15 protein-coding genes are annotated in these 24,371 nt (G+C 37.8%); 9 read left to right on the top strand and 6 right to left on the bottom strand.

Features of this window, described 5'->3' with window-relative positions; genetic code table 11:
- Positions 1-43 precede the first annotated feature (43 nt).
- Positions 44-4,339 carry a S8 family serine peptidase gene (locus tag M1J35_RS00450; RefSeq protein ID WP_254652429.1) on the top strand — a complete coding sequence of 1,432 codons (4,296 nt, stop codon included), beginning with the start codon at positions 44-46 and terminating at the stop codon, positions 4,337-4,339.
- Positions 4,340-4,385: 46 nt separating this feature from the next.
- Here the strand turns inward: M1J35_RS00450 and M1J35_RS00445 are convergent, their stop codons facing one another.
- Both M1J35_RS00445 and M1J35_RS00440 read right to left on the bottom strand, forming a co-directional pair.
- A complete protein-coding gene (locus tag M1J35_RS00445) occupies positions 4,386-5,432 on the bottom strand; it encodes an acyltransferase (protein ID WP_254652428.1) in 1,047 nt (348 codons plus the stop codon).
- 137 nt (positions 5,433-5,569) lie between these two features.
- Positions 5,570-7,837, bottom strand: coding sequence for a S8 family peptidase (locus tag M1J35_RS00440; protein ID WP_254652427.1), 2,268 nt, complete (start codon positions 7,835-7,837; stop codon positions 5,570-5,572).
- A 253-nt stretch (positions 7,838-8,090) separates the two neighbouring features.
- Here M1J35_RS00440 and M1J35_RS00435 point away from each other — a divergent pair, with 253 nt between their 5' ends.
- The 7 genes from M1J35_RS00435 (at position 8,091) to galU (ending at position 17,662) form a co-directional block, all read left to right on the top strand.
- Complete coding sequence (locus tag M1J35_RS00435; protein WP_254652426.1) at positions 8,091-9,512, top strand: N-acetylmuramoyl-L-alanine amidase; 1,422 nt, start codon at positions 8,091-8,093, stop codon at positions 9,510-9,512.
- Positions 9,513-9,656: 144 nt separating this feature from the next.
- Entirely contained in the window at positions 9,657-10,799 is a 1,143-nt protein-coding gene (locus M1J35_RS00430; RefSeq protein ID WP_254652425.1) for a polysaccharide pyruvyl transferase family protein, read from the top strand.
- A gap of 159 nt (positions 10,800-10,958) precedes the next feature.
- Positions 10,959-11,426, top strand: coding sequence for a PssD/Cps14F family polysaccharide biosynthesis glycosyltransferase (gene pssD, locus M1J35_RS00425; RefSeq protein ID WP_254652424.1), 468 nt, complete (start codon positions 10,959-10,961; stop codon positions 11,424-11,426).
- Positions 11,423-11,905 carry a PssE/Cps14G family polysaccharide biosynthesis glycosyltransferase gene (gene pssE, locus M1J35_RS00420; RefSeq protein WP_254652423.1) on the top strand — a complete coding sequence of 161 codons (483 nt, stop codon included), beginning with the start codon at positions 11,423-11,425 and terminating at the stop codon, positions 11,903-11,905. The genes pssD and pssE overlap by 4 nt, the downstream gene beginning before the upstream one ends.
- 22 nt (positions 11,906-11,927) lie before the next feature.
- Positions 11,928-13,448 (top strand): murein biosynthesis integral membrane protein MurJ, encoded by a 1,521-nt coding sequence (murJ, locus tag M1J35_RS00415; protein WP_254652422.1) that lies wholly within the window; start codon positions 11,928-11,930, stop codon positions 13,446-13,448.
- Between the two features lie 92 nt (positions 13,449-13,540).
- A complete protein-coding gene (locus tag M1J35_RS00410) occupies positions 13,541-16,663 on the top strand; it encodes a M14 family metallopeptidase (protein ID WP_254652421.1) in 3,123 nt (1,040 codons plus the stop codon).
- 108 nt (positions 16,664-16,771) lie between these two features.
- Entirely contained in the window at positions 16,772-17,662 is an 891-nt protein-coding gene (gene galU, locus M1J35_RS00405) for a UTP--glucose-1-phosphate uridylyltransferase GalU (protein WP_254653661.1), read from the top strand.
- 48 nt (positions 17,663-17,710) lie between these two features.
- Here galU and M1J35_RS00400 read toward each other — a convergent pair whose 3' ends face one another.
- Genes M1J35_RS00400 through M1J35_RS00385 form a run of 4 tightly spaced genes read right to left on the bottom strand, consistent with a single transcriptional unit; the run spans position 17,711 to position 21,058 of the window.
- On the bottom strand, positions 17,711-18,037 hold the full coding sequence (locus M1J35_RS00400; protein WP_254652420.1) for an EamA family transporter: 327 nt from the start codon (positions 18,035-18,037) through the stop codon (positions 17,711-17,713).
- A complete protein-coding gene (locus tag M1J35_RS00395; protein WP_254652419.1) occupies positions 18,030-18,377 on the bottom strand; it encodes a DMT family transporter in 348 nt (115 codons plus the stop codon). Before M1J35_RS00395 ends, M1J35_RS00400 begins: the two co-directional genes overlap by 8 nt.
- Complete coding sequence (locus tag M1J35_RS00390; protein ID WP_254652418.1) at positions 18,370-20,124, bottom strand: DUF6020 family protein; 1,755 nt, start codon at positions 20,122-20,124, stop codon at positions 18,370-18,372. The genes M1J35_RS00395 and M1J35_RS00390 overlap by 8 nt, the downstream gene beginning before the upstream one ends.
- Positions 20,117-21,058, bottom strand: a complete 942-nt coding sequence (locus tag M1J35_RS00385) for a glycosyltransferase family 2 protein (protein WP_254652417.1) — start codon at positions 21,056-21,058, stop codon at positions 20,117-20,119. The genes M1J35_RS00390 and M1J35_RS00385 overlap by 8 nt, the downstream gene beginning before the upstream one ends.
- 217 nt (positions 21,059-21,275) lie before the next feature.
- Here M1J35_RS00385 and M1J35_RS00380 point away from each other — a divergent pair, with 217 nt between their 5' ends.
- Complete coding sequence (locus tag M1J35_RS00380) at positions 21,276-24,365, top strand: glucosaminidase domain-containing protein (protein WP_254652416.1); 3,090 nt, start codon at positions 21,276-21,278, stop codon at positions 24,363-24,365.
- Positions 24,366-24,371: the final 6 nt, after the last annotated feature.

Below are 24,371 nucleotides of genomic sequence, written 5' to 3'. Positions count from 1 at the left end.
GTATTTTTCTGAGAAATTTTACATATTTTAAGGGGGTAAAGGAATGAATTTAAAGAGATTAGTAAGTTCTCTACTAATCATCTTACTTGTTTTTTCCAGCTTAGGAATGGCTTCAGCACAAACTGTAAGCAATAAAATGCTGGATAGTAAAGTGAAACAAGAAAGAAAACTAGTCAAAAAGCTAAAAAAGTCGGGTCAAGATGAAAAGCTTGATCCAAATGAAGAGGTACGGGTAATCGTTGAACTTGAAGATGGTTCAGCCCTATTCTCAGCACAAAGTTCTGGGAAGAATTATAAGGATCTCTCAGAATCAACTAAGAAGAAACTCCGCAATGATGCTTTAGATACACAGAACAAAGTAAAGAGTGATATCAAGAAGAAAGCTGTACCCATGAAGTATAAGGAAAGCTTCACTACCGTTGTAAATGGTTTTAGTGGAGATGTCCCTTATAAATCGGTAAAAGTACTAGAAGACCTGCCTAATGTAAAGAACGTATATGTTGCCAACAAATATGAGCGGCCAACGGAAGAACCTGAGATGCTTTACAGTAAAGAGTTAGTGAAGGCTCAACAAACTTGGCAGGATTATGGCTATAAAGGGGAAGGGATGACGGTAGCGGTCATTGACACCGGTATCGACCCTTCACATAGAGATATGATCCTGAGTGATGAGACGACTCCTGAACTTTCTAAAGAAGCTGTAGACCAAATTACGAAGGAAAAAGGTTTACCAGGAAAGTATTATACTGAAAAAGTTCCATATGCGTATAATTATGCTGATCGAAACAATCAGATCCTTGATTTGGGTCCTGATGCAAGTATGCACGGGATGCACGTAGCTGGAACAGTTGGAGCAAATGGAGATGAAGAGAATGGGGGCATTAAAGGTGTAGCTCCTGAGGCTCAGATTCTAGGTATGAAAGTTTTTGGAAATGATCCGGAAATGCCTTCTACGTGGGGAGATATTTACATCAAGGCGATTGATGACGCCATCATCCTTGGAGCAGATGTCATCAATATGAGTCTTGGTTCTACTGCTGGATACGTATCGCCGGATGATCCGGAACAAAAGGCAGTGGCCAGAGCTGTTGAAAATGGCGTCATGATGGCCATTTCAGCCGGAAACTCTGCACGTTTTGGAGAAGGACACGATAATCCTTTTGCTTCTAACCCGGACATTGGACTTGTCGGTTCACCTGGTATCGCTGGTGAGTCCTTACAGGTTGCATCGTTTGAGAATCAATATCTTGACTTAGAAGGATTTAACGTGATGATTGATGGAGAAGAAGGAGATGTATTTTCTTTTGTTTCATCAGGAAATGTAGAGCCTACTTCCCTTGGTGACGAGTATATCGAAGTCGTGGATGCAGGATTGGGCAGAATGCCAGGTGATTCCACAGAATCTCCTGATGCAAATGACTTTGAAGGCATTGATCTTGATGGGAAAATCGCACTCATCAAACGTGGTGAAAGTCCTTTTGTATCCAAGGCATTAAATGCCCAGGCTCAGGGAGCTGTAGGGGTCATTATTTATAATAATGCTTCTGGATACGTGAATATGGTGAATGATCCAGAAATTAAGATTCCATATATCTTTACGTTAAAAGAATATGGAGATCAGTTGCAAACTGCTTTAAACGATGGAAAAGAAGTAAAGATTGCCTTTAAGGGGAATAAGGTAAAAGCACTTAACCCTGAAAATAATAAACTATCAGAATTCACCTCATGGGGAGTGACACCAAACCTGGATTTCAAACCTGAAATCACGGCGCCGGGTGGTAATATTCTCTCTACTTTAAATGGTGATCAATATGGTTTGATGAGTGGTACATCCATGGCAGCACCACATGTAGCTGGTGGATCGGCACTTGTATTACAAAGAATAGAGGATGACTTCCAACTTACTGGTGCAAATCGAGTGATGATGGCAAAGAATATCCTTATGAATACTTCCAGACCTCAGACGGATATGGGTCTGTATAACAACTACTATAAAACGGGTCTTAAGTACTCTCCGCGTCGTCAAGGTACTGGACTGATGGATCTCCATGCTGCAATGGCGACACCAGTAGTAGTGACGGAAGCAACTTCAGGAATCAGTAAAGTAGCATTGAAAGAAATGAAAGATAAAGAGTCATTTACGCTAAAACTAACGAATCATTCGGATGACAGTGTCGTATATAAGACAAATGGTACTGTTCAAACTGATTTGGTTTTAGACAACTACAATATGGTTGAAACGCAAGGGATATTTAAAGAAGGAACTCTTGATGAGTCTGGAATGGGTGAGTTCCCAATTAAGATTACTTCCGTAAACGGCAGTGATGTCAATGGTGAATATCATGTACTCGTTCCTGCTAATAAAACGGTAGAGGTAAAGGTGGAACTTGACCTAACTAATACGATTGACTGGGCAAGTAATGTTCCTTTAGAAGAAATCTTTGAAAATGGTTACTTTGTCGAAGGATTCGTATCCTTTACAGACGTAAATGATACACATCCAGAATTAACCGTTCCATATGTAGGATTCAAAGGGGATTGGGATCAAGCGCCAATTGTTGATCAAACAATCTACGAAGAGAATTCATTCTATGGAATGTCAGGACTCATTAGTGAAGATTACGAGTTCTTAGGAACCAATCCTGTATCAGAAGAAGCATTTGGTGATAAAGTAGCGTTTTCACCAAATAGTGATGGGAATAAAGATACGGTTATCCCTGCACTATCCTTCCTGAGGAATGCGAAAAATGTGAAATTTTCAGTAGAAAATGAAAATAACGAGAAAATCCAAACCATAAGAACCGAAAATGAAGTGTTGAAACATTATTACGATGGAGGCAGTGGAGAAATGTTTACCGCCTTCGATCAAGCTGCCTGGGATGGGAAATCCAAAGGTAAGGTATTGCCTGATGGACTATATCACTATGTAGTGGAATCTGTCATTGACTTCCCTGGGGCAGAATGGCAGAAAAAAGAAATCCCTGTATACATTGATACTAAGAAACCGACTGTTGAAGCAACTATCGATAATGAAACGGGTGTTATCTCTTGGACGTCTAAAGACCAGGGAGTGGGAGTTTCTCATATTGATATCTTAGTAAATGGACAAAGTGTATTAGAAACACCACTTGCAGCTGATCAAACGGAATACACGCTAGAAAAAGGTAAAGAGGCTAAACATATTAAAGTGGTTGCATATGATTGGGCTGGGAATGTTGGATCAGATTCAATCGGAGAAGACGATACGATTCCATTTATTACGGTTTATTCCCCGGAGGCATTGGGTGTAAACAGTGAGCGAGTCGTTCAAGTCGAAGGATTCATCAATGATGATTCTGACGTGAAAAAATTATTCATCAACGGTAAAGAGGTTCCATTGACATGGAATTCCTATGAGAATAATTACATGTTTTCTAAGGAGATCGAATTTAAATCTGATGGAGTTCACGATCTTGAATTCAAAGGAGTAGACTCTAAAGGAAACGAAATCAGCTTCCTTAGAAAAGTGATCATTGATTCAGAAAAGCCTTCAATGAAAGTCAATGGACCACACTTCACAAATGAGAGCAAAGTGGATCTAAGTTTCGAACTGGAGGATAACTTCAGTGAGATGAGATTCTACATGGATGATAGTGAAGAATTCTATCATCAGTTCAAAGAACCATATGTAATGGAAACATACAAAAAAACCATCAATAAAGAAGTGACGCTGAAAGATGGCGCAAATCACTTTGAGTTTAGATTAGTGGACTTAGCAGGCCACACAACAATCAAGAACATCACAATCTACAAAACAACGAAACAAGCAAAACAGTTTAAGGATGTCTATTCCGGATTCTGGGCTAAAGAGGAGATTGAAACTCTTAATGTACAGGGAGTCATTAATGGATACGATAATGGAAAATTTGGCGTAGCTGATAATATCAAACGTATTCAAGCTGCACAAATGATTGTTCGAGCGCTAAACTTGGATACAGCTAATCGACCAAATCCTAACCTTAAAGACGTACAGCCGGGAAGCTACGGATACGATGTGATCGCAACAGTTGCTGATGAAGGCATTATGACAGGTAACAATGGAGTGTTTAACACCCAAGGAACCCTTACCAGGGCTCAAATGGCAAAAATTTTGGTTGAAGCATACAACCTAACCGGTACTACTAATCAAACATTCAAGGATGTTACTACTGGTTACTGGGCTTCAGGTTATATTAACACGCTTGCAGCAAATGGTATTACGACTGGATACGATAATAATACCTTCAAACCTCAAGATAATCTGACCCGTTCACAGTTTGCTGTGTTCTTAGCAAGAATTCAAGACGATCGATTTAAGTAAAGATAAAAGCACTGCTCCTCATGAAGGAGCAGTGCTTTTATCACTTTTAAGGAACAAGTTTCTTGATAAAAGGTATTTTTCGCATTACCCAAATAGAAATAAAGCTGAGTATCAGAACGACCAAGATTGTAATGGGAGTCCCAATAAATGGATGGGATAGGTTGTAATTTATTTTTATACCGATAAGTTTGTACATCGTATGGGAAGAAATAATATCCATAACGAGCGGATGGATCAAGTAAATACCAAAACTGGCATTTGAAATACTAGTGGTAACTTTCATGAAAGGCCCATTTTTTTCAAAAATGTTGTCCCAATTTATACTTTTAAAAAGGATAAAAATAGCTATACTTGCAAATACGTTATTAGGAGAAAGGTATTCATAATAATAACCATCAAATGTACCGAGTGTCTTTGTCCCCAAATACGTACCTGTAATCGTGATAAGAACGCTCAAGATTCCAACTGAATAGATAACGTTTTTTATTTTTGTAGATAATTGTATATGATGCAGATAATAACCCAGAATGAAGTATCCTAGATAGCCGGTGAAATATGGCATTTGTAAGCCAACACGAATATCTAGTATATACTTTACAAGTGGAAACAAAGAACTCGTAATGAACCATATAACTAAATAATACTCTACAATGCTTCTGTTCCCGTACCTGATCACAATTTGAATCAAGGGAGTGATAAGGTAGATACCAACAATCATATAAAGAAACCATAGATGAAAATAGACCGTCCCGTTGATCATTTCATTTATTGCGGCAGGGATACTCACCGTACCCAGTTCGCTCTTGTATTTCCAAAAACTGTAGAATACAATCCAGGCAATAAAAGGTAATACAATCTTTGACGCTCTTTTCTTAAGGAAGACTTGTAATGAGTCTTCCCTTTTTGGATTTAATAATAGCGTACCACTTATCATGACAAATAAAGGGACACACCATCTTACTAAACCATCATATACATTCCCGACCCACCAATAAGTTGGATTATCAATAAAAGAAAGCAATGGACCAGAGGAATGTATGATTATGACCCCTATTATGGCTAAACTTCTTAATATATTTATGTAGCTGATCATCTTATTCTCCTCATCATTGGTATATTAATATTAATTGATATTAACATACCATAATTTCTGTATTTTTAGTAAATAAAAAAGAAGCAGGCCCTACTATGCCTACTTCTTTTTACGTCAAGGGTTATGAATGATGATTATTATTTCTGCAAGTATTGATGAGTACGATTGATCATTGCCGCAAACTGTGCACGATTGATTGGATCAGAAGGCTTAAAGTAATCTTGCTTTGTCACAATACCGAGTTCCGCTAAATTAATGACTGAAAGGTAAATTTCACTTCCTTCTGAAACGTCAAGAAAAGGATTGGAAGCCGTTTTTAAAGGGGATTTATCGACTCCTAATGCTCTTGAGAGTATAAGAGCCATTTGACCTCTTGATAGTGATCTTTTTGGATAAAATGAGCCATTTGAATATCCATTGATTACCCCGGCGGTGTTGGCTGACATAATTGCTAGTGAGTGTGCGTTTATTTGTTGCTGAACATCATTAAAAGGTGATTGAATCGACTCAAGATTATCCCACCTGAACAATCGGTTAAGCATAACGGTTGCATGTCTTCTGGAAATGTTTTCTCTCGGCTTAAAGAAACCGTCATCATACCCATGTATATATCCGTTCTTCAAAACGTTCATGATATCTGAATAAGCCCAATAGCTTTGTTCTACATCCGGAAATGGTTGAATCTTATAAGATGGATTATTCAAATAAATAGAATCCATACTCACTACCTTATTACCCTCCAGAACTAAAGATACTAATTTCGTTTTTGATTTAGTATCTGAATAGTCGATTGGTGTCTCAAAAAGCTTGGAATCAATGATTTTTTTATTAACCAATTCTTCATTATTAAAGAGATAGAGCGTATCTCCATTTAGATTAGGGGAGAGAGCAAGTATCAGGTTTCCGTCAATTTGTGGTTGTCCTTCTTTAGCATTCAGCCATTCAACGGGAATGGGAGCAGTTTCAATGAAAAGCTTTGAATAATCAATGATCCCAGAGCCGCTTAAGGGATCATACCCTTGTCCCAATATATCTCTGGTAGAAGTAACTAATTTGTTATGCAGCTCTGTAATATCCAAGTCCGGGTATTTATGCTTCAATATCGCCACAGCTCCGGTAATGATTGGAGTGGCCATTGATGTCCCTGACATGCTGCTATACCCATTATTAAGATACGTGCTTAAAATGTTTTCTCCGGGAGCACTAATGTCAACTGCCCAACCATAGTTGGATGAATCTACTTTGTTCAATTGTTCATTCAGGGCAGAAACTGTAATCACTTCAGGATAGGAGGCAGGATATACACCTTCTGTAGATGAACGGTAATTTCCGGCAGCCACCACTACGGGAATGTCAGCCAAATAAGCATCTTTCAAAGCACTTTCCAACATGTTTGTTTTTCCTTTTCCGCTTAAACTTAAATTTAGAACATCCATATTCATTGAAATTGCTTCTTCTACTGCCTGGCTTATTTCAAAGTCTCCCCCAATTCCATCATCATTCAATATTTTAAAAGGAATAATATCAATAGGGGCGTTCCCTATAACACCCGTCACTCCAATAAAGTTATTGCTGCACGCAGCGATGGTGCCCGTTACATGGGTCCCGTGTCCATACCCGTCAATGGGTAGAGCTTCTCTATTAATATAGTTTTCTCCCAGGCTAAGTAAAATGTTGCCACAGAGGTCCTCGTGCATGCTGACTCCTGAATCCAATATTCCAACCCGAACGTGATTCACACCCTCAGCAGAGCTGATGGTGGGGGGGACATCCCAAGGATTAGCTGTGGATATTTCTATTGAAAGTGATCCATAAGATTTCTTTTTGACTAACACATCCAGTTGAGAAAGGCTACCAGAGTTAGAGGCAATCGTCTTCATATTGGAATCTCTAATTGTTAACGTCCATGGACCTTCCACATGGTCTAACTTTACAGAAACTCTGTTTAGTGTTTCTTCATTCAAATCAATCGTAAAAGAGGGGGCATTGATAACCTGACCTGAATATTTTATTGTGCCTTCTTCAGTGGTGATGAATTTATCAGAGAAAAGATTTTTACTGCTTTCCGGGTACTGTTCTAAAACGGACTGAAAGTGAACAGGATTCAGATACCACTGTTTAGAAAAAAGTCCATCGTTCAATGAAGAAGCTGATGTTTTTGTGTAATTTGGTTCTACCAATTGAACACCTGGGGCATTTTCTAATTCCACTTTTTCTTCACCACGTATACTCAAAGTATCCTTGTAGGCAGATTGAACGATCTCGGGGTGAAGCTTTTTAAATTCCTGAGCAGCACCAGTTGAATGAAAATGAACAATCCATCCCTGTTCGGCAGCTGCCGATGACTGTGTGATGAAACTAAACAGTCCTAGGCTGAGTAAAATACTACAAAAAAGTCTATTCAATTAACTCCACATCCCATCTGGTTTGTATGCTTTATATCGACTAATACCAAAGTACGTAAATCTTATTTTTCCCTTTTATGTTTCCTACTCTATTAAACCATAGGATGAAATTGTTTCAAAAAACATATTTTACCATTATCTACCGTTTAATATTACACGAAATACATAAATAATTGAGAGAATTTGTCGATATAACTACTGATACATAATCCTTGATATTAGGATGATTACATTTTGGGGGGAGCTTCATAGAATGAGAGTTTCAAGAGTCAAAGGAAAGTTGACTTTGTTGTTAGTTGTTGTCTTGTTTGTTTTTGGAATGAATCAAAAGGTATTGGCAGGCGGGATGTTCCTAGATGTGGATTCTGATTATTGGGCAAAGTCAGAGATTGAATATTTACATTCATTAGAAATCATAAATGGATATGATTCTGATAAGGGCACATACTTTAATCCGGACCATAATGTTACGAGAGCCCAGGCTGCTAAAATGCTTGTCATGGCAAAAGGACAAAAGGAAACAAGTCCATCAGCACAAAGGTACAAAGACGTACCATTAAACTATTGGGCAGCAGGATGGATCGAGAAGGCTGCACAATTAGGTTACTTTGATGGGAAAGATGATGGTACCTTTGATCCCAATGGGATTCTGACCCGAGCACAGATGAGTAAAATCCTGGCTAATGCTTTCGGACTGAATATAGAGGCTTCTTCTGATCGTCCTATTGTTTTTTCTGATATCAAACCAGATTTCTGGGCTTCAACCTTTATCAATTCTCTTTACTATAATGGTATAACGGATGGAACGGTTAAAGAGTATAGACCTCAAAATTATACAACGCGCGCGCAATTCTCTGTATTTCTTAGCAGGGCAAAGAGTGAACGTTTTAAGTTGGCTGTAGAGAAGAATGTTCTAGCAAAAGCAAAGGTAACTGCTAGCACATTAAATGTACGATCTGCAGCAACTTCCAGTGCATCTCAGCTGGGCAGGTTAAATTTAGGGGATATTGTAAAGGTATATTCCATCAATGGATATTGGGCTGAGATTGAATACAATAGTAAAAAAGCATATGTTCATAAAACGTATTTAAAATTAATGAATACTAGTGGGAGTCCTCTAAAGAATCGCATTATTGTGGTGGATGCTGGTCATGGCGGCCGTGATTCTGGAGCCACAAATGGTGGTATATACGAAAAGTCCATTGTAATGGATGTGACCAACCTACTTGTGAAAAAGCTTGAGGCAGCCGGAGCTAAGGTGTTGAAAACAAGGGAGAATGATGGAGAATATCCAACCCTGGAAGAAAGGGTTGAATTCGCAGAAGATCATTATGCAGAACTTTTTCTAAGCATCCATGTGAATGCATCTTATTCTCCTGCGGCTAAAGGGACCGAAACATATTATAATTCAACAAGTAATGATAATGGTACGGAAAGCTTTTACCTTGCGAGAGAAATCCAGGAACAAATGATAAACGATTTAAACACCCAGGATAGAGGAGTGAAAGACGCAGAATGGTATGTAATAAAATATCAAGAAATACCTGCCGTTTTACTTGAGTTAGGATTTATCTCTAATATCGAAGATCTATCCAAATTGACCTCCTCCACTAGTAAAGAAAAATATGCAGAAGCTATTTATAAAGGTATTGTAAGCTACTATAATAAGTATTAAATAATAAAAGCTGAGCCTGAAAAAGGTTCAGCTTTTATCTTTGTGAAATTGTTATTTTTTGTTATTAAGAAGGATGTTCATTCCAGTAAATAAATTGTTATAATATACTATTGAGTATAAATTTATGAAATGTAAGGTGAAGTAATGAAAATTGGCATAGTAGGGAATTATGGTCATGACAATAACGGAGATGAGGCCATTTTACAAGGGATCCTCCTTCAATTAAAAAATGAATATCAAATTAAATCCAATGATCTATTGATCTTTAGTAACAATCCTGAAAATACAAAGAAACGTTACAATATTGCCTCTGTACCCTTGATAAAAAAACAGGGTTCCTTTCTTGCCTCTGTGGTGACCACTTTGATCCAACATATTAATCTAGTAAGGAAATTGGATGTGTTAATCCTTGGTGGAGGCGGGGTTTTAATGGACATGTTCAAAAGAGATGCTCCTTTATATAGCTCGTTAGTATTTATCGCAAAGCTTTTCAAGTGCAAGATTATTATTTATGGAGTGGGGGCAGGTCCGATCAATACGAAGCTGGGCAGATTTCTCATTAAGGGAATGGTTCACGCTTCCTCCCTGACAGCTGTAAGAGATTTAGAGTCTAAGCAGCTCTTAGAAGAAAAAGGAGTTAGAAAGCCGATACATGTTATCCCCGACCCGGCTCTCTCATTAGGAAATAGCGCAAGCAGGGAAGAGACTAATGAGTTAAAAAGAATAGGGGTTACAGCTGTTCCTTATTATAGTTCAGCTTACTGGCCGAAAAGTGATGAAGCGGTTTATCAGAGCTATATACAAGCTATGGCTGCCAGTCTGGATCGAATAGTAAAGGAATGCGATGTAGAAATAACTTTTTTCTCCACAAAATATCCTCAAGACGTTCAAGTCACAAAGGACATTTATGAAAGAATGACGTGTAAGGACTCTGCAACTATTGTAGATAAGAATCTAAAACCTGATGAGTTAATTCAATTGGCCGGAAGCCTGGACTTAATTATTGGAACAAGGCTTCACTCGTTAATACTAGCTGTTGCTGCAGGCGTGCCCATCGTCGGAATCGGCTATCACCCTAAGGTATACTCCTTTTTAAAGAAGTTAAATTATTTAAGTGGATACGTTTCATTAGAAAATCTGGAAGATCCAAACGAAATGTTAAAGAGAATTAAATATAATAGGGAAAACTGGATGACTGTGCAAAGTGAGATGAAGAGAATTTCTGAGCAAGCTAAGCAAGAAACAGTACGATCCAGTCAGCTTATGCAACAAATCATTCAACGATAGCCCCCTTTTTCAAAAAAAAAGCTAGGGTATATCACCAATATCACCATTCTGAGAGATCTTTCCTATTTATTAGGATGGTAGAAACAAATGTGGTAAAATAACGGAGTGCCTTTTATAAATGGCGCTAATATTATTTTCCTACTGGAGGGTAGGATGTTTATGAAAAAGAAAGTACTGTTTATCTCTTCTCTTGGAGGCCACTTAACACAATTATTGCAGTTAAGCCCTCTGTTTGAGCAATATGATTACCATATTATTACAGAGAAATCGATTATTACAAAAGAGTTAAGCAATAAATACCCGATATCTTTCCTGGTGTACGGGGCCAGAAACTATCCTTTTAAATACTTTTTCAAGTTTTCCTATAACATTTTAAAGTCCCTTTATTTATTTTTAAAGATCAGGCCTAATGTTATTGTTACTACTGGGGCTCATACCGCAGTACCTATGTGTTATTTGGCAAAATTATTTGGTAAAAAAGTTATTTTCATAGAAAGCTTTGCCAAGACTTCCACGCCTACATTATCGGGGAAAATGGTTTACCCTATCGCTGATTTATTCATCGTACAGTGGGAAGGTATGAAAAAACATTACCCTAATGCCGTGTTGGGAGGGTCAATCTATTGATTTTTGTTGTATTAGGAACACATGAGCTTCCTTTTTCGAGACTACTTCAAGAAGTGGACCAGCTCATTGAAAGTGGAAACATTACTGAAGAAGTAATTGTACAGGTTGGACACACACCTTATCGAAGTCCGAATATGACGTTCATACCCTTTATGACTTATTCTGAGATGGAAGAATATTATAAACAAGCTCGTGTCATCATTACTCATGGGGGTACTGGATCGATTACAACTGGAGTGAAGATGAATAAGAAAGTCATTGCTTCTCCCAGATGGAGACATCATGGTGAACATAATGATGATCATCAATTAGAGATTGTTCGTCAATTCTATAATGCAGGGTATATACTCTATTGGGATGAAGGGATGGAGCTAAAAGACATAATAGTACAAATAAAGGATTTTGAGCCGAAGCAATTTGTAAGCGGCAGAGAAAAAATTCTTCGTATTATTGAAGATTTCATCCAGAAAGAAGCTTAACTGGTAAAAGGTCGGTGTTAAATTGAAGGGGAAATCCATTCTAAAAATTGTTGGTGCTGTGGCGGTAATCAATTTACTTTCAAGACTGGTCGGCTTCTTTCGGGAAGTTCTGATAGGCTATCATTTTGGTACGTCCCTTGAAGCTGATAGTGTTGTTGCGGCTTATACGATACCTAATTTTCTATATATTGCTGCAGGAGGTGCAATTTCTACAGCTTTTATCAGTGTGTATTCCAAAACGGAGGAGCGCCTGCAGCCTGCTTTTCGTCAAGTGGTTTTTACCTATTCAGCTGTCGTTTTTTTGATTGTCAGCTTCATCTTTTTTTTATTACCTCAATGGTGGATTGACCTTGTATTCTGGGGAATGCCCAATCAAGGGAAAGTGGTAACAGCTGACTTATTCAGGGTCATGGGTTTTTCAACCATTTTCCTTGTACTATCCATGCTCTTTACAGGTATTCTTAATACCCATAACCAATTTAAAACTTCTGCTATCGGCCCACTTATTAATAATGTTTTATTTGTCGTGTTTGCAGGAGTCTTTTATTACAGTATAGGTATCGAGTCCTATTCGTATGGGGCGTTGATAGGGTCTATTTTGATGTTTGGAATCCTGGCGGCATCTACATATAAAGGGAAATTGATACTGCCCAAGTTTCAGTGGAGTATGCCTGAAAAAGGATACATAAGACGATTCATCCTGATCGCCCTCCCAATTTTGTTTGGAGGCGCGACTCTGCAGTTTTATTTTCTTATCCACAGGATTTTTGCTGCTCAGTTAGAAGATGGCGCCATAGCAGCTTTAAATTATTCCTCAAAATTCGTTCAGTTACCTCAAACCATTCTGATGACCGCCGTGACGACAGTTATTTACCCATATATCGCAAAAACAATTGCATTAAAACGATATGAACAGTTAAATAGTATCTTAAACCGAGGAATTTCCATGCTTGTTCTAATCATGGTGCCTTCAACCATTTTTGTATACTTTTATTCTGAAGAATTGATTGGAATACTGTTTGAGTACGGCCAATTTGATAGCCGTTCAACAATAATGACAGCAAAGTTATTGAAAATATTAGTGATCGGCATGCTTGCCCACGCAATGAACGTCTATTTGACCCGTTTTTTTTACGCCATGGAGAGACCAACTTCTTCTATTCTGACGGGTCTCTTATCTGTGTTCGGGGTTAACGTGGTAATCACAGTATTGTTTATTGATAAGTTTGGTGCATCTGCCATTGCATGGGCAACGACAATAAGTGCTTATGTGCAGACAATCTTACTAATTATCTTAATTATGAGTCGACTGAATCTGAAAATAAGCAATTACTTTGAGTATATTAAGGTTGTTTTGATGGCACTTGTATTAGTAATGTTTACAGTGCTTATGAAAGATATAATGGAAAAAATAGATGTTCTATTTATAGAGGTAATCGCTGCAGGAGTCCTCTTCACAGGATTTACCATTTTCCTGGCTGCTTTTCTGAAAATCTCTGAAGTACAGACTATTATAAATAAAAAAAGAAGAACTAGACGATAAGTCTAGTTTTTTTGTTGAATACCCTTGAATAGCGGTAACATCAATTATAAGATTGATAAGGATAACAATAAACTCTTACATAGGAGGGAAACATGGTAGTTCGCAACGCAAAAATCGTTCTTTCATTTATTACATTTCTATTTCTATTTTTCTTGCTTGATCATCATTCTTCTGCCCTTTATCCAGAAGTTTTGAAAGCGGTTCATCAAATTGAAGTGGATAGTGACAGTGGTGCAGAAATTCTTATCAGCGAGGGAGCTGAATTCTTTGCCCACAAAACAGATACCAATACATATAGTCTGACAATCTACAATGATACTTTCCAAATAAACGCTGAAGATATTCAAGTTTTGGATATGACGGAAGAGGAGAAATCAAAGAGATTTGTAGATGGGAAGGATCAGACTCCCTCTACGTTACCTGCAGAGTCTATTCTGGAAAGCATGGATGGAGCAGGATCCATTACGCTTAAAACGGGCATGGATGCTTACATGAACAGTGAAGATCATAGTGTCATAGTAGGAAATCAACCCTATATTCTGAAAGAGGATACAATCAACTCTCCATCAAAAGAGGCTTCTGGTACTGAACAGAATAGTTTAGCTGAGCAAAGTACATATTCGTATGATGAAGAAAAAACGTTTCAATCTTTGATTCCAAATGTTACTGTGCTTTTGCGAAATTCTACTGGTGAGCTTGTTGAAAGTGGTCAATTAGTTAATCAGGAGAGTTACCGGTTAATAAGAGAGGTTGGAAATTGGCTCGAAATCCAGTTTGGAGATAGAGTTGGTTATGTATGGAAAGAAGCTACTAAACCAGTAAGTAGAAATGTAATAGAGGAATCGACTGGCCAATACTCACATCAACATAAATTTAAAGCTGATAGTGAAGTGGTTGTATATGATAACTCGACCGGAGAACTTATTCCATTTGGCAAAATGAAAGAGGGGATAGAATATCCCTATATCTCTCAATCTGGTAATTGGTTAAAATTAGAGTTTGCAGGCCGTATAGGTTATGTCCATACAAATTCTGCAAAACCTATACTTGCCCCATCTGCGTATCATTACATTTCCATTACGAAAGAGAATACCTCTGTTTATTCCAATGAAAATGGAGAACTAGTTTCCCTTGCTCAAGTAAATAAGGGTGAAACGTTTGAAAAATTAAGAGATGTAGGCAACTGGTATGAAGTTAATCTGGCAGGGAAAAGGGCATATGTGTGGAAAGAAGCCACCAGCCTCATCATGGATTCTTCTGATACATTTATCGATGACAGTGGAAGCAATGTGATAAAAATCGGGAAGAAGGCAGGCCTTTATGATAGTTCTTCCGGCTCCCTCAAGAATATCGGCTATTTAGAAGAGAATCAAACGATAGACTATGTTCAGGCAACTGGAGATTGGTATATGGTGAATATCCTGGGCAGAAAAGCGTTCCTTCACAAGTCAGCGATAGATACTGAATTTAAAAAGTCGGATCTTTATTATGAAGTAACCCAATCAAATGTACCTTTTGTTATGAATGTTAATGGTAAGCTTGTAGAATTAGGGGAATTACAAGCAGGTCAAAGATATAAACGTGTAGGCGAAAGTGGGAACTGGCACATTATAGATGTAATGGGAACAAAGGCTTTTGTATGGAAAGAAGCAACTATTCCTTCATCTTCACCGCCAAAATCAACTTCCCGTAAAGGTACTTATAAATTAGTTCAAATACAGGATACTACGATTTTCGACAATTCTAGTGGCTCTCTTGTCCCCATCGCTAAATTGAAGAAAGGCTCTTCATTCTACTATATCGGTCAAATGGGAAATTGGTATAAAGTGAGTTTTTCAGGCCGGGAAGGTTACATACACAAAAATTCTGTTGCACTTGAATTCGTGGAATCAGATCAGTATTTTCAAGCATCTCAAGATTCTTTACCTATCATGAGAAATGAAAATGGAACATTAATTGAAGTGGGGAAATTGAACAAAGGAGAAGTATACAAACGGACAAATAACTATGGGAATTGGCATCAGATTGAATATGGTAACGAAGTAGGGTTTGTATGGAAAGCAGCTACTGAGCCCTATCGTTCCAGTGGATTACCCAGTTTCTCAACAGGTTCTCCAACTTTTGATGTCACAGCTCAGAATACGGTGAGCGTCTATGATAATTCATCAGGTCAGCTTGATCCCATCGGGCAAATAAATCATGGTGCTTCATTTAGTATTATCGAAAAGATGGGAAATTGGTACAGAATAGACTTTGCTGGGAGAAAAGCGTTTATTTATGGCCCCGCCACTAAGGTAAATGCACGATTAATTGTAAATCCCAGACAGGTTTATACTTACGAGCAAATGATAAATGATCTTCAGGCTATTGCAGAAATGTATCCCGATATCACTGAGCTCACAACTATAGGAAGCTCGGTCGATGGTAGAAAGCTATATGCATTGAAATTAGGGAAAGGTTCCAAAGAGATCTTAATCGATGGCTCTACCCATGCAAGAGAGCATATGACTACCAACGTGGTGATGAGTATGCTTGATCATTATGCCTATTCATATAAAACAAATCAGTCATTTCAAGGAATGAATACGCGAAAGATACTCGATGAAACAAGCATTTGGTTCGTGCCAATGGTGAATCCCGATGGAGTCACTTTAGTTCAAAAAGGGTATAAAAGTGCAAAGAATCCGGCGGAAGTATTAAGCATCAACAAGTTTAGTACGGACTTCTCTTCCTGGAAAGCCAATATTAGAGGGGTGGATATAAACCGTCAGTTTCCTGCTGACTGGGAAAATGTTTTGTTTAATACAGGAAAGCCATCTCCCAAGAACTATAAAGGGACAGCGCCTTTCACTGAACCTGAAGCCGTTGCTATGGCTAACTTTGTAAACAAGCATCAATTTAAAGCGACGGCCACTTATCACTCATCGGGACAAATCCTTTATTGGTACTTTAACCAAACCGTCCATTATTCGAGAGATTTTGCTCTTGCTACGAAAATTGGTCAAATTACGGGATATACATTGGTGAAACCAGTGTATCAACCGAGTGCTGCCTTCCAGGACTGGTTTATCAGACAGACAGGCTTCCCGAGCTTTACAGTGGAAATCAGCCCTTATATTGTAGAAGGTGAAGTACCTGTATCTTATTTTGATCAAATCTGGAAAAAAAATAAAACAATTGGTTTGGTTATTGCTGATTCCGCTAAAAACTATTAAATTATTGAAAAAAATGCAAACCATATTTTGTACCTTATCGGTTATGTTTAATATAACTTTATATTGAGGTATAATGAACACTATACACACTGTCTTTAGGAGTGAATGATGTTGAATAAAAAAATTAAAAAAGCGATTATCCCAGCTGCCGGTCTTGGAACAAGGTTTTTACCGGCAACGAAAGCAATGCCTAAGGAAATGCTTCCAATAGTAGACAAGCCTACTATTCAATATATTGTTGAAGAGGCAATTGAGGCGGGAATTGAAGATATTATCATTGTAACTGGTAAAGGGAAAAGAGCGATTGAAGATCACTTTGATAGCGCTCCAGAGCTTGAACAAAACTTATTAGAAAAAGAAAAATTTGCCCTTCTTGAAGAAGTTCAAAAAGCGACGAACCTGGTCGATATTCATTATATCCGTCAGAAATCACCTCAAGGTTTAGGTCATGCTGTTTTATGTGCTAAGAAGTTTATCGGGGATGAGCCTTTTGCTGTGCTATTGGGTGATGATATTGTTCAATCTGATAGACCATGCTTAAAACAGCTCATGGAACAATATGAAAAACTTGAGAGCTCTGTTATTGGAGTGATGTCTGTGCCGGAATCAGAAACACATCGATACGGTGTTATTAATCCATTAGAACAGATCGATCGACTTTATCAAGTGAAGGAATTTGTAGAAAAACCGAAACAAGGTACCGCACCATCGAATAAAGCGATTATCGGAAGATATGTCTTCACTCCTCAAATCTTTAAATTTTTAGAGGAAAAGGAAGTTGGTGCAGGGGGAGAAATTCAGTTAACCGATGCCATCGAGAAGCTTAATCAAATTCAGCGAGTATTTGCTTACGAATTTGAAGGCAACCGTTATGATGTTGGTGAGAAACTTGGATTCGTACAAACAACCTTGGAATTTGCATTGCAGAAAGAAGAACTTAGAGAAGATTTAATCGAGTCGATGAAAGATCTTTTAAACCGATACGAGTTTAGAGATTAAAGGCAGACCAAAAAAAGACCTCACTTCTGAGGTCTTTTTTGTTTGAAGTTATCTGGTTAATAACAGACATCCTCCGGCAATGAGAACAATGCCGATTATTTTCTTCAAAGTGATTTTTTCCCCTAAAAAGAAATACGATATCAACAATGTCCAAATATATGTGACAGAGGTCAATGGGAATACGATGGAGTAAGGAAGCTTTTTGAGTAATAAGATATTCAATAAAGCACCAATAAAATATAAAAGGCCCCCAGTGCCTAGAAACACTAGCATGATAAATATTTTCTTATCCTCTACACCGGAAGCTTTTTTGAAGAAAAAACCACCGAATGCCCCGAATAAGGTCATTGTAATGAGCAGTAGGATACTATTCATCTCCGCCTCCAATCAAGGAAACGCCAATGATAATCAGAGTGATTCCCATGAAAGTATAGTAAGAGAGGTGCTCATGCAGGATGAATCCTCCCAATAAGGTACTGATTACGTATCCAACACTTAAGAAAGGATGTAATACGGATAGGCTGCCAAATCGAAAGGCGACAATCATCATGACGGCACCTAACCCATATAGCAGGAACCCAACGATCAAATTCATATTGAGTTGGGAGAGGGAGAGTTTCCAGAATAGCTGCCCGGTAGATGTGAATAGAGCGGCTATAATCATTAATCCAATCCCAGTCCCATTCTTTTTAAAAGAATTGATGAATTTATTCATGTTTAAGCTCACCCTGGTCCGCTTTCTTAGAGACAAACATCATAAGGAATAATAGAAACACTACAAGAGTATTAGCATATAGGTATCTAAAGTCCTGTGCAGGTAAGGCAGCCATTACGGATAGGATATTCAGAATGATCGGCATCGAAACTAAACCGTATTTCCAACCATTCCTGGCAATAGATACTACGCTAAACAATAAAATTAAGCTCAAATAAATAGCTGGTCTCCATATGACAAACCCAAGCAACTCTTTTGTTTTCTCTAAATAAGAGGCAACCTGCTCAGTTACTGATGGTATGATCACTTTATCGACTAATCCAAATTCATTTCCATAATAAATATTCGTTACATAGGTATCCGTATAGCCGTCTTCCGGCTGGTTTATTTGCCATACTAACGACGTCTGGTCAAAGAATGCTTCAAAGGCAATAGCAGGATTTTTCCACCATAAAGATAACCATGTTTTTACGTATTTACCAAAGTCCTCAAAGATGATGTCCCGATCATATTCTTCCCAAGAGAATTTGATTGGGTTTGTATTGTAAGGGTTATATCGCTCTTTCCATAATTCAAGAGGAAAGATGTCATTGATATATTCTTTCTCTTCCAGCGTCATTTCCCCATTATTGATAACAATTAACGCAATCTGTTGAGTCGGTATACTTAAAGCCTCGTTTGGATCGGAAGGAGTAACATCCAATGCTTTAAAAATGGGTCCAGTCAGAATGAAATATGCTCCCACAATTGCAATAAATAAAGGAGCTAATACCTTCAGTTTCTTTCTATAAATGACTAGTAGGAATAGCATTACAACGATAAATACAGGTAAGCCATTATGTCTAAAGAAAACTAGTCCGAACGAAGAGCTCAACATCCCTATTATACTGGACGTATTGTTTAACCAATGGCCTCTTGTATATACAATGTTAAAAACATGAATGCTAAATAGTAATAAGAATGCAGAATATAGAACATCTTTCCAAATGATGATCGGAAAGATACCGCTGACAGGAAGGATGAGAAACCCGGCCGTCACCGTATATAAAAATTTCTTAGAAACCCCGATTCTCTCAAATTGAAGCATACAATAAGACACAATCGAAGAGATAACGATGATTTGTAATAAACTGATTATAGCCGGTGAATCCCATATCCCGGTTAATAGCATAATAATCCAGGTGAAAATAATAGGATGCCAATCGTTAAAATCCTTTGTATGTGCCTGATCCCATTGAGCTAATGAATCCGGGGTCATACCAGCTGGGAAAAAGGCAACCCAATAAGTGAGTAAGACAAGAAGAATTGGAATGAAGTACACCATAAATCTTCCCATGGATGTCTTTTTTTGTTCTCGTGTTGAAAATTCAAAGCGTAATAAAAGAGATAGAGTGATACTTATAGTGAAATAAATAAACAATAAGGTGAATATATGAGTTAATCCATTTACGAAAACAGAATTATCTTCCAAGTGAATTTGTTCACCTTTTATACTTACCAAGAAGTAGGAAGAAAGCAAAACACTTGTCAGTGACAGCCAAAATCCTTTTTTGTTTTTTTCTTCAAGTGGCGTTGTTAAGAAAGGTTTCCATTTGAAGAAAAGGTACGTAATAAAAGAAATGACGATAAAGGCTGTAATGAATACAAGTAAAGATATATTTCGTATTGGATAAAAGAAAAAGGTCGTACAAACCGTTAACATACTTGAAAGTACAAAAACAGCCATAAGTTTCAGAACGTTATTCATATTTCTTCTCACCAAATGTTTGGGTTAAACGATTCAGTTCAAGTTCATACTGCTTCTTATTCAATGAAGCGATGGTGTCTAAGATAAGACCAACTGCAAAGGATATCACGGCCAATAAGACTAAACCAACTGCGAGTATGGCTGAAGGAACCTTAGTAATGAATTGATCTGTAATAAATTCATAAATGACCGGTCCACCGGATAACAATCCCAATACAAAGAAGATCCCCGCCCAAATGCTAAAGAACTGGAATGGTTTAAATTCTTTGAACAATGTAAAGATCATGTTCAACACTTTGAATCCGTCTGAGAACGTATTAAGTTTTGATTCGCTGCCTTCGGGACGATCACGATAATCAATAGGAACTTCAATGATCTTAAACCGTTTATCCAAAGCGTGTAAGCTCATTTCCGTCTCAATTTCAAATCCAGGGCTCATAACAGGCATTGATTTAACAAATAGTTTATCAAACGCCCTGTAACCCGTCATGATATCTTTGATATCACTCTTATATAGTGTGTTGATTAATCCTTTTACAAGATTGTTTCCGAGATTATGAAAGGCCCGCTTATTCTCGTTGAAATAGGTCCCGTTAGAGAGACGATCTCCGATGACCATGTTTGCTTCATTATTCATGACAGGTTTTAACACATCATGTACAAATTCAGCAGGGTACGTATCATCACCGTCTACCATGACGTAGTAATCAGCATCAATGTCCTGAAACATGGATCGAACCACATTCCCTTTCCCTTGCTTCATTTCTTTTTTGACAATCGCTCCATGCGCTAAAGCGACTTCACTTGTTTTATCAGAAGAATTATTATCATAAACGTATATTTTTGCGTTAGGCAGTTGCTTTTTAAAATCGTCAATAACCTGCCCGACCGTCTGCTCCTCATTGTAACAAGGTACTAAAATTGCAATTTCCATTTATACAGCTCCTGTTCTTTAATTTCACACTACACCACTTGATAGAATAACACGAAAAGAGTGGTTATTCTACAAATTTTTGATAGATTCGACACCAATTATTAGGATATAAAATTAAATTCCCCATTGATTCACAAATTTATCCACAATATACTATATTATGTACCACATACAATATTATCAATAGGAGGATACAACTTTGTGTAACAGGCTCAAAATGTTTAAAGCGGGTATGAAGCAATGTTTCATTGGACTTATGATTTTTCTTTTGGTTTTCCCGGTGACGGTGAACGGGGCAGGATTCGACAATAGTGTCGAATCGAATGTATCTCAAGAAGCCGAAGAGAATGTTGTTGAAATGACACTTAAGCAAGAAATAATGCTGGAAAATGGCATTTCCATTAAGGAAGGTCAGAAAATCTTTGTCCATCTTCTAAACAAAGAAGAGGGAACCGTCCAAGTGGGGTTAGAAGAAAACACAATTTCTTTAGAGAATTTAGAATTATCAAGTGATTCTGAAGTTGACCGGTCAGCCATTAGTAATTATAAAGAGGATGAAGAAACTACAATAGAGTCAATAACCTTAGAGCCTAAGACAAATCTAATTGAAGTCGATTCAGAAAGTGTCCTTGGGACAGTGACTGATAAGATTAGCCTTCCTATATTTGAGGAAAAAGAGGATAAGTATATCCTTATAATAGGTAATAAGAAGATTTATGTTCAGAAAGATGAGGTTAAAACGGGTACAGAGGGTGGAGACGCTGGCACCCTTGAAGAAAGTACGACGGAAGAACCTATAAAAGAAAACGTTGAAACAGATTCCTCGTCCATAACCACGGATGATAGTCCATCTTTAGATGAAGAAGAGAAAGAGGCAGATTCTGAAGAAAAAGTAACTGAAGAAGAAAAAATGGAAATTCAAAAAGAAGAGGAAAAAGAGAATACTCTTTTATCGGCAGCTTCTGATACTGCAAGTCAGTTAACGTTTAAAGAAGCAGGCTTCTTAAAACCAAATACTGAAACTCTATCAATCTATGATAATAGCTCAGGCAGTCTTGTAAAAGTCGGAGATTTGGTTGATGAACAATCATATAAAATTATTGAAACAATGGGCAATTGGCATAAAATTAAATTCGGAAACGGATATGGTTTCGTATGGAAGGATTCTACAACACCTTCATTAGGAACCGATATCAAAAACCCTAATAACAGCGGAGCATCTTCATTATATGAAGTACATAGTGATAAGACGTTATCCGTCTATGACAACACTTCCGGAAGTTTGGTGCAGATGGGGAATATTGCGATAGATGTAAAATATCCCGTAATCGCTGAAGTGGGAAACTGGTTAAAGATCGATTTTGCCGGAAGAATAGGGTATATATACAAACCTGCCACTAAGAAGGTTTTTACAAGTGAGCATAAATATTTCACAGTAAGCACTGAATTCTTATCAGTTTATGATAATAGTTCAGGTGCACTCGTTAAAGTGGGTGCTTTAGAACATAATCAGCAGTATCCGATCGTCGCTTTAAGTGGCCATTGGATAAAAATCAAATTTGGTAATGGATATGGATTTGTGTGGAAAGACTCCACTGAACCTGTTTCGACGCCAGCTATCAACAACCTGAACAAAGGACTTAATAACAATGGTAGACCTGTCGCCTCTAATGTGTATCTATCAGTCTATGATAATACATCGGGTTCATTAGTAAAATTCGGAGCGATAGATCCTTCCGTCAGCTACCCTGTAATAGACCGCGTGGGTAATTGGTATAGAATTGATTTCTCGGGAAGAATAGGGTTTATTTATGCACCATCCACCTATACTGATTTTTACTCTACAGATCACTACTTTGAGGTAAATAAATCTGCTACTGCCATTTATGCTGATACAACCAGTACTTCTAAAGTGGTTGGTGCTTTACTAGAGGGCAAAACAATTAAACGAGTAGGAGATACAGGAAAATGGCATAAAGTTCAATTTGGAAATTCCTATGGGTATGTACTAAAAACCGATACGACTTTAGGATACGAAAGAAACTTTAAACCTAAACAGGGAAATCCTACAGATGAGACTTTTACAACTATACAAGATGTTCCTGTCATGGATAACAGTACAGGGAAACTGATTCCTTTTGCTGAAATCAAAAAAGGAGTAACGTATCCTATAGTAAGCCGAAGCGGGAACTGGATTGAAATCAATCTTGGTGATCGTACAGGCTGGGTTTATAAAACAGGAGTACAAATTGGACCACTTTTTATTAATAGCTATTCAGATTATACATTCCAACAGGCTTTGGATATTCAATTAAGTAAAGCACCTCAAAGTGATACAACCAGTTATGATGCATATGTAAGATGGGATGCATTTGATAAGATTGAAGGAGACTATGGATTTGTTAATGACGTTTGGAACGTTAGAGGAGGTCCTGGAACTAGCTATTGGATGCTTAATTCACCAACAGTTGTTGCTGCAAATGGACCACTGATCAAAGGAGAAAAGGTTCAAATTTTAGGCGAACAAACTGTAGAGGTAGCTCCTGGTCAATTCGAAAAGTGGTACCAGATCAATTTTTATAGAACGTATAGAGAAGATGGCAATGGTGGGTACAAGGCTCATTACCGTTCATTTGTTAATGCCGATCCTACGGAAACGGCATACTTCATGAACCCTGAAAGTTTTGTGACGGACGATAAAGCCAGATTCCAATTCTTGCTATTATCGGAGTCTGCCGATGCAGACGCTGATAGAATCAACTCTGAAATGCTTACCAATAGAGGTAATCTATCAGGAAAAGGTGCAGCCTTTGTAGAGGCGGGGAAACTTCACAGTATTAATGAAATCTACTTAGTTTCTCATTCCATCCTTGAAACAGGAGCAGGTTCTTCAAGGGAGTCTTCCTTACTTAAAGGATATAAAATCAGTTCTGTAAAGGGACAGTCTGTTCCTGAGAAAACAGTCTATAACGTTTATGGGATTGCCGCATTTGATAGTTGTCCTCAATCTCCGTCCATTTGTGCCGCGGAGTTTGCCTATGAACAGGAATGGTTCTCAGTTGATGCTGCCATCATTGGGGGTGCTAAGTTCATCGGTGAGAAATATATCTATAGAGCTGGGAATAATCAGAACACTCTATATGAAATGAGATGGAATCCGGACGTTCCTGGAACTCACCAATACGCGACTGACATCGGATGGGCATATAAACAGGCAGTAAACTATTTTTCTAGTTATTACTCCATTCTTGGCCTTAAACCGAAGACATTTGAAATTCCTGTTTATCAACCTTCAGGAGGTAAGTAAATGAAA

The organism is Rossellomorea sp. KS-H15a (assembly GCF_024195245.1).
In the GTDB taxonomy this organism is placed as follows: Bacteria; Bacillota; Bacilli; order Bacillales; family Bacillaceae_B; genus Rossellomorea; species Rossellomorea vietnamensis.
The sequence above is the reverse complement of the archived record's forward strand: the minus strand, read 5'-3'. Positions and strand labels throughout refer to the sequence as shown.